The 6,719-nt window shown below is 66.5% G+C and carries 6 protein-coding genes; 3 read left to right on the top strand and 3 right to left on the bottom strand.

Going from position 1 to position 6,719, the window contains the following annotated elements; genetic code table 11:
* Positions 1–548: 548 nt before the first annotated feature.
* Positions 549–1,049, top strand: coding sequence for a transposase (locus E1300_RS54055; RefSeq protein ID WP_370785231.1), 501 nt, complete (start codon positions 549–551; stop codon positions 1,047–1,049).
* A 149-nt stretch (positions 1,050–1,198) separates the two neighbouring features.
* Here the strand turns inward: E1300_RS54055 and E1300_RS28775 are convergent, their stop codons facing one another.
* A complete protein-coding gene (locus E1300_RS28775; RefSeq protein WP_207400008.1) occupies positions 1,199–3,256 on the bottom strand; it encodes a M3 family metallopeptidase in 2,058 nt (685 codons plus the stop codon).
* A 170-nt stretch (positions 3,257–3,426) separates the two neighbouring features.
* Positions 3,427–4,086: a TetR/AcrR family transcriptional regulator gene (locus E1300_RS28780; RefSeq protein WP_131760226.1), complete on the bottom strand. Its 660-nt coding sequence runs from the start codon at positions 4,084–4,086 to the stop codon at positions 3,427–3,429.
* A 114-nt stretch (positions 4,087–4,200) separates the two neighbouring features.
* On the opposite strand from E1300_RS28780, the gene E1300_RS28785 reads away from it, so the two are divergent.
* Positions 4,201–5,121: an SAM-dependent methyltransferase gene (locus tag E1300_RS28785; protein ID WP_131760227.1), complete on the top strand. Its 921-nt coding sequence runs from the start codon at positions 4,201–4,203 to the stop codon at positions 5,119–5,121.
* Positions 5,122–5,396: 275 nt separating this feature from the next.
* Here E1300_RS28785 and E1300_RS28790 read toward each other — a convergent pair whose 3' ends face one another.
* Positions 5,397–5,636, bottom strand: coding sequence for a hypothetical protein (locus E1300_RS28790; protein WP_131760228.1), 240 nt, complete (start codon positions 5,634–5,636; stop codon positions 5,397–5,399).
* A 310-nt stretch (positions 5,637–5,946) separates the two neighbouring features.
* Between E1300_RS28790 and E1300_RS28795 the strand changes: the two genes are divergently transcribed.
* A complete protein-coding gene (locus E1300_RS28795; RefSeq protein WP_131760229.1) occupies positions 5,947–6,612 on the top strand; it encodes a hypothetical protein in 666 nt (221 codons plus the stop codon).
* Positions 6,613–6,719 lie beyond the last annotated feature (107 nt).

A 6,719-nucleotide genomic window follows, 5' to 3' on the forward strand; every position in this document is an offset into this window, starting at 1 on the left:
AGAAGTTATCGACGGCTCCCCTCGACCTCTACTCTGTTCTTGCTCATGAATGAGCACGATCCCAGAACCGATCAGGCCCCGCCTGTGCGATAATCACCGCCCCCACCCCATGCCAACTCACCCAAACCACATCAATCCGCCCAAGCCGAGACAATGGCACCTCGCTCACAACACCCACAGATCCGTCCGTCAATGTCGAGAGGTGACACGCCTCGACGGCACAGCGGAGGACAACGAGCAAGCGGGATCACAAGCAACAATGCGGAGCACCCAACCGGACCTGACGCGAGATCACCTAGAGGCGGCGGTGCATCGACATGGAATACCGCTGACGCCGGACGGTGGTGATCGACGGGTGCATTGATGGCTCGAAGCCCACGACTGAAGCACGCCGGACCTCGGGTTGTGGATCAGGCGCCATGCACGCGGTAGCCAAGCTCACAGGAGCAACGCGGGCATCACCCCTATCGCGACCCTGGACTAGAGAGCGTCTGAGAAGCAGGACCTTGGTGGTGCATGCTGGTGGTCACCGCGCCCTGAGCGCGGTGATGGTCGAGCCGGGTGGCCGGCCGCCGGTGCACTCGCGGCGGGAGACCGTCAACGCGCTGGCGTACTGGCTGCGGGCGGGATGCGCCTGGCGGCTGCTGCCGCACGATCAGCCGGCCTGGCAGACCGTCTACTACTACTGGCGGGTCTGGCGGGTCTGGCGGGTCTGGCGGACGGAGGGCCGGTGGGAGCGTGTGCGGACCACCGACCGGGGCGGGCTGCACGGCTACGACGGGGCTAAGCGCGCGGTCGGCAGGCGCGAAAGAAGAAGGCACCAGGCAACTCAACGAGGCCGAGTTGGTCGCGCCTGTGACGCTGGTCGCTTGTCGACTTGCGCGGGGACCCCGCGCAATGCCTCACGACGAGCCGATGCGGGCAGGCAGGTGCTGCCCGTCCGCCACACCAGGCTACGAGGCCCCGCCCCGATCACGATGCGGCAGCGGGACGCGTGGGCGACCCCATCTGCTCACCTGTTCTCTCAAGCCGAGACACTCTGCGGGTGATCGCCACAATCACCAAGTCCAACCCCGAGGTCACCTTGATGGCGTCCGTGCTCAAGATCGGCCCAGACGGGCCCGCCGCACGTCCCGTCTCAAAGTCATCGGAAGCATCCTCTTCTGCCGATGAGCGGCCGTCAGCCTGCACTGCGCTGTCACGAGTGCTCGGAAATCAGGCCTCGACGACTGAGCAGGGGCTCGATCCTGGGTTCCCGGCCGAGAAGGTCACGATAGGCGAGTAGCGGGTCGGTGCTGCCGCCTTTGGCGAGCAACGCACGGAAGGCGGCTCCGTTGTCCCGGGTCAGCCCACCGTTGGCCTCGAACCAGGTGACGGTGTCGGCAGCGGGAATCTCGCTCCAGATGTAAGAGTAGTAGGCGGCGCTGTAGTCGAGGTCATCGCCGAATATGTGCTTGAAATAGGTACTGCGGTAGCGGGGTGGCACTTGGGGCAGCGCGACCCCCGCCTGCGCAAGGGCGCGGGCTTCGAATGTCTCGACGTCCTCGATCCCCTCGGTGTCCTGATCCACCGTGTGCCATGCCAGGTCGAGCAGCACCGCGGCGAGATGCTCGCTCGTTTCGAAGCCCTGGTTGAACGCCCTGGCTGCGGACACCCGTTCGATCAATCGCGGCGGAAGCGGCTCGCCGCTGAGGTGATGTTTGGCGTAGTTGGCGAGCACCTCGGGCCAGAACGCCCACATCTCGTTGACCTGGGAGGGATACTCCACGAAGTCGCGTGGCACGTTGATACCGGCGAACATCGGGTAGCGCACCGCGGAGAGCAGGGCATGCAGAGCGTGACCGAATTCGTGGAACAGCGTCCTGACCTCGCCGAGATCGAGCAGCGTCGGCTTGCCGGCGGCTGGATGGCTGAAGTTGAGGTTGTTGACGACGATCGGTGAGGTGCCGAGCAGTTCCGACCGGTCGACGAGCGACCTCGACCACGCGCCACCGGCCTTGGTGTCGCGGGTGTGAAAGTCGCCGATGAACAACCCGAGGGGTTCGCCGTTCTCCTCGAACACCTCGAAGACCCGGGCGTCCGGATGGTAGGCGGGCAGTTCGGTGCGCTCGACGAAACTCAGCCCGTAGAGCCGCTCGGCGGCGAAGTACACGCCGTCGCGCAACACTCGTTCGAGTTCGAAGTAAGGCCGTAGCTCCGCGGCGTCGACCGCGTAGCGCTCACGACGCCGCCGGGCGGCGTAGAACGCCCAGTCCCAAGGCTGCAAGGCGAACTTGCCCCCCGACTCACCGACGCAGTCCTGTAGGTCGGCGGCTTCTCGTGCGGCATTGCGCACCGCCGTCGAAGCCAGTTCACCGAGCCTGCTCTGGACCGTGTCCACCGCGCCGGCGACGTTGTCTTCGATGACGTAGTCCGCGTGGTTGGCGTATCCGAGCAGGCGGGCTCGTTCGGCTCGCAGCGTGACGATCTCCAGGACCAGTCGGGAGGTGTCGTTGTCGTTGCCGCGTGCACCACGGCTGGTAGACGCCTGATGGATGCGCTCTCGCAGTGCCCGGTTCTCCAGGGAGGCCAGCGACGGCTGCGACGTGGGGAGTACCAGGCTGACCAGGTATCCGTCGTGGCCGTGGGCCCGGGCGGCGTCGGCCGCCGCGGCGATCGCGTCCTGACTCAGGCCGGCCAATTCGGCCGCGGAGGTCACCATCACGGCCAGGTCGTTGGTGTCGGCGAGCAGGCACTCGCTGAACTCGGCCGTCAGTTCCGCGAGCCGCTGGTTGAGCAGACGAAGCCGCTCCTGCTCGGACGGGGACAGCCGAGCCCCCTCCCGCACGAACCTCGTGTGATAGCGCTCCAGCAGCCGGGCCGACTCGGCGTCCAAGCCGAGCTGATCGTGGCGTTCGTGGAGAGCCTTGACCCGTGCGTACAGCGCAGCATTGAGCCAGATCGCGTCGGAGTGCGCCTTCCGGCGCCGGGCGACCTCTGCCTTGATGGCTTGGATGCCGGGCGTCGCGTCCGCGGCCGCGGCGTTGTCGAAGATCGCCGACACGCGTCCGAGCAGTTCGCCGGACCGCTCAAGCGCCACGAGCGTGTTCTCGAACGACGGCGCGTCCGCGTTGCCGACGATCGCCTCTACCTGCTGAAGCTGTTCCGCCATCCCGCGACTGAACGCCGGCAGGTAGTGAGTCTCCAAGATCTGGTCCAACCGCGGAAGGCCGAAGGGCAGGTCACTGGGAACCAACAATGGGTTGTCGCCAGCCATCACCCGACCCACCCCCTGAACACCCGGCGTGTGCCAGGCCGCCCGCTCAAACTGCTGACCCGACCATCACACACTCTCATGCCGCCGTTCGGATGCTGGGTCGCGATTCTGGTGCCCTCTGAAGACCACCCACTATCCCATCGGCCGATGACCGGGTGTTCGGCCCTCGATCATCCTGTGATTCCGCCTGTTGGCCAGTGTCGAGGTACCGACACCGCTGGCGTCAGTTGCGGCATTGGCGGCAGTTGTGAGGGCGCTGGTGAGGCTTGGAACGCTTGGATCATGAGTGCGGCGAAGCGCCGGGAGGCCGCGATTGCTGCTGCCGGTGTACTCGCGTGGATGCCGCCGTTGGCCATGATCATGAGGATGAGATCGTCCAGGACGGTGTCGGGGCGCAGGCGGCCGGTGCCCTTGGCACGGCGGATCAGTTCGGCTGCGGAGGTCAGCGAGGAAGAGCGGTTCGCGGCGAAATCCATCGCGCGCGGGAAGGCGGACTTGAAGGCCGCGATGAAGCCGCGGTCGCGTGCTTGCAGCTCACACAGCTTCTCCACCGTGACGCAGAAGCCGTGCCAGGGATCGGGGTCGGCGAGCCCTTCGCCCAGGATGGATCGCCATGCCAGCATCTGGTCGGTGAACGCCTCAGCGACCAGCATCTGCTTGGTCGGGAAATGGCGGTAGACGGTCGCGGGCCCGACGTCGGCGCGTCGGGCGATCTCGCGGATCGGCACTGCCAAGCCGTCGGTGACGAATGCCGAGCGGGTCGCGTCGAGGATGCGGTGGCGGTTGTCCCGGGCGTCGGAACGCAGATTGCGAGGCAAACGAGCGGTCACCGCTATCACTTTAGTCAGACGGATGGGGGTGTCCCGCTACGATCCGCTGATCAGTCCTGATCGAACAGATCACGCCATCACGGGACCCAAGTCCTGGGAAAGACAGGGCAGAGCATGCATTTCACCAGGTATGACGGAGACACCTGGGACCTGGCCTCCAGCGTCGGCGCGACCGCCACCATGGCCGCCGCAACACGGGCGATAGCGACCCGCACCGATCATGCGCTCATCGACGACCCGTTCGCCGAACCGCTCGTCCGGGCGGTCGGCATCGACCTCCTTACCCGGCTGGCGGCAGGCGAGGTGGCCCCCGACGACTTGGTCGGGCCCGCAGCGATCGACGGAGCCAAGGTACGGACCAAGTTCTACGACGAGTTCTTGCTCGACGCGACGAGCGCGGGCATCACACAGGTCGTGATCCTGGCCTCGGGGCTGGACTCCCGCGCCTACCGACTGCCCTGGCCGGCTGGGACCGTTGTGTACGAGGTCGACCAGCCGCAGGTCATCGAGTTCAAGACCCGAACACTGGCCGAGTTGGGCGCCGCGCCCTCCGCCGACCGGCGCGTGGTCGCGGTCGATCTGCGCGACGATTGGCCCGCCGCACTGCGCGCCGCCGGATTCGACCCGGCCCGGCCGACCGCGTGGAGCGCCGAGGGCCTGCTGGGCTACCTGCCGTCCGAGGCGCAGGACAGGTTGCTGGACTCCATCACCGAACTCAGCGCGCTGGGAAGCCGGGTGGCCACCGAAAGCAGGCCCAACCCGCGACCGGGCGACGAGGACCAGACGAAGGAAGGCCTGCACCGCATCTCCGAACGCTGGCGTGCGCACGGTTTCGATCTCGACCACGTGCGGCTGCGCTATTTCGGTGAGCGCAACGAAGCGGCTTCCTACCTGACCGATCTCGGTTGGACACTGAACACCATCACCGTCCGAGACCTGCTCGCCGCCAACGACCTTCCGCCCATCAAGGACGATGACCTGCGCATGGCGGACGTGCTCTACGTCAACGGTGCCCTCAACAAGACCACCAAGTAGCAGCCACCCGCATGACGACTGACTCGGCAGGCGGGATCGTCGAGGGAATGCGTCCGTCCCGATCCCCGTATGTCTCGTCACCGGCGGCTCCGCACCGACGACGTGTGCCCGGATATCTTCATCAGGATCGGTGGACCGGCCGCCCTCGGTGGCATGGGTGAGCGCGCCGTGCCGCCGCTATCGGTGCGCGGCAGGTGGCACCCCCGCGTCTGGTCGTAACACCAACGCCCGCTCATGCCGCGTGGCGGGCGCTTCGGTAGGTCCAAGCGCTCAGCTTACGGTTGGGAATCTTGTTCGGAGGCGAGTTCGGAGCGGGCGAAGGCGATGAGGTCGGTGTCGCAGACGGCCCATCTACTGCCGCGCCAGACGACAGACCAGGTGGCCTCGGCGTCGTGGTCGGACCAGTGGCACCGGCCGTTGCGGGCTTGGGATCCCGGGGCGTGCAACTGAGGATCGAACGGCATCACCATCAGGACGCCTTCCACGGGCCACGACACCTGCTCATGTAGTGCCATCAAAACCTCCTTCGCAGAGGCTGCACACCCTATGGTCAGCGGGTACGATCGCCCGTTTCTCCCCCGGCCCCCCAGGGCTACCAGGAGAACCGAGCCTTCCGGGCTGCCCTCAAGGTCTCGAACGTCCGGCTTACTTATTTGCCATGCTCATTTGCCATGCTCACGCGCGCCCAGGTTCGCTGGCGATGGGTCAAAGATCGATGAGTTCGACGGTCACGGTCGCGACGGATGACGCCGAGGCCCTTGGTCGTACGGGTGGCGCGCGGTCGATCTGGAAAAGGTGGTTTGATCGCTGACTATGGGACCTCGCGTGGTGGCGGTGGACATCGGATCGGTGAAGTCGCCGTCGAAGTTCGCATGGGCGGCGTTCGACGTTCCGATCCAGGACACGATCGCCGAAGGCAAGGATCCGAACAGCGCGGTCGAACGCCTGGCGGTCGGGCTCGCAGACGACCGGCAGGCGGTGCTGCTTCTTGAGTCGCCGATGTCGATCCCCGTGCCGGACGCCGATGACACCGGTTGGCGTTGGTTAGGCAGGGCCCGGGAGGGCGAAGGTAACCGGCCATGGTCGGCGGGTGCAGGCGCCGGTGTACTCGCCACCGGCCTGGCCCAGACGGGGTGGATGCTGAGTCGATTGGCAGCGGCGACACCCGAAGTGATCGTGACGACGCAACCCGACCAGTGGCAGGCGGGCAGGGCTCGACTTCTGCTCGCTGAGGCGCTCGTTTCAGGCGCCGGAAAGCCTGTTGCGGTCGCGGCCGGACAGCACGCCGCGGATGCGAGCGCGGCCGGGCGTGCCCTGGTCGAGCGTTTGCGCGATGGCAGCCCGCTGGCTTCCGACGTGCGTTGCGCTCCGCATAACCCCTTAAATCTCCTTGCAGCCACGGCCCTTTGGGCAGGGCTCGCCCTCAACCCGGGCGAACTCCATAACGACGTCCTGGTCATACGCGTCGAACCGATACCCGAGCACCCGTGAGCCGTGCACGCTCATGCCGCAGATCGGTTGGCCAGCGTTACGCCTGGGCTGGTTGTGTCCTCGCGACGTAGACCGTGTTGGTCACGGTCCGCTCCTGAAGAGGGCTG

Origin of the sequence: Actinomadura fibrosa (assembly GCF_900659615.1) — a bacterium.
Classification (GTDB): Bacteria; Actinomycetota; Actinomycetes; order Streptosporangiales; family Streptosporangiaceae; genus Spirillospora; species Spirillospora fibrosa.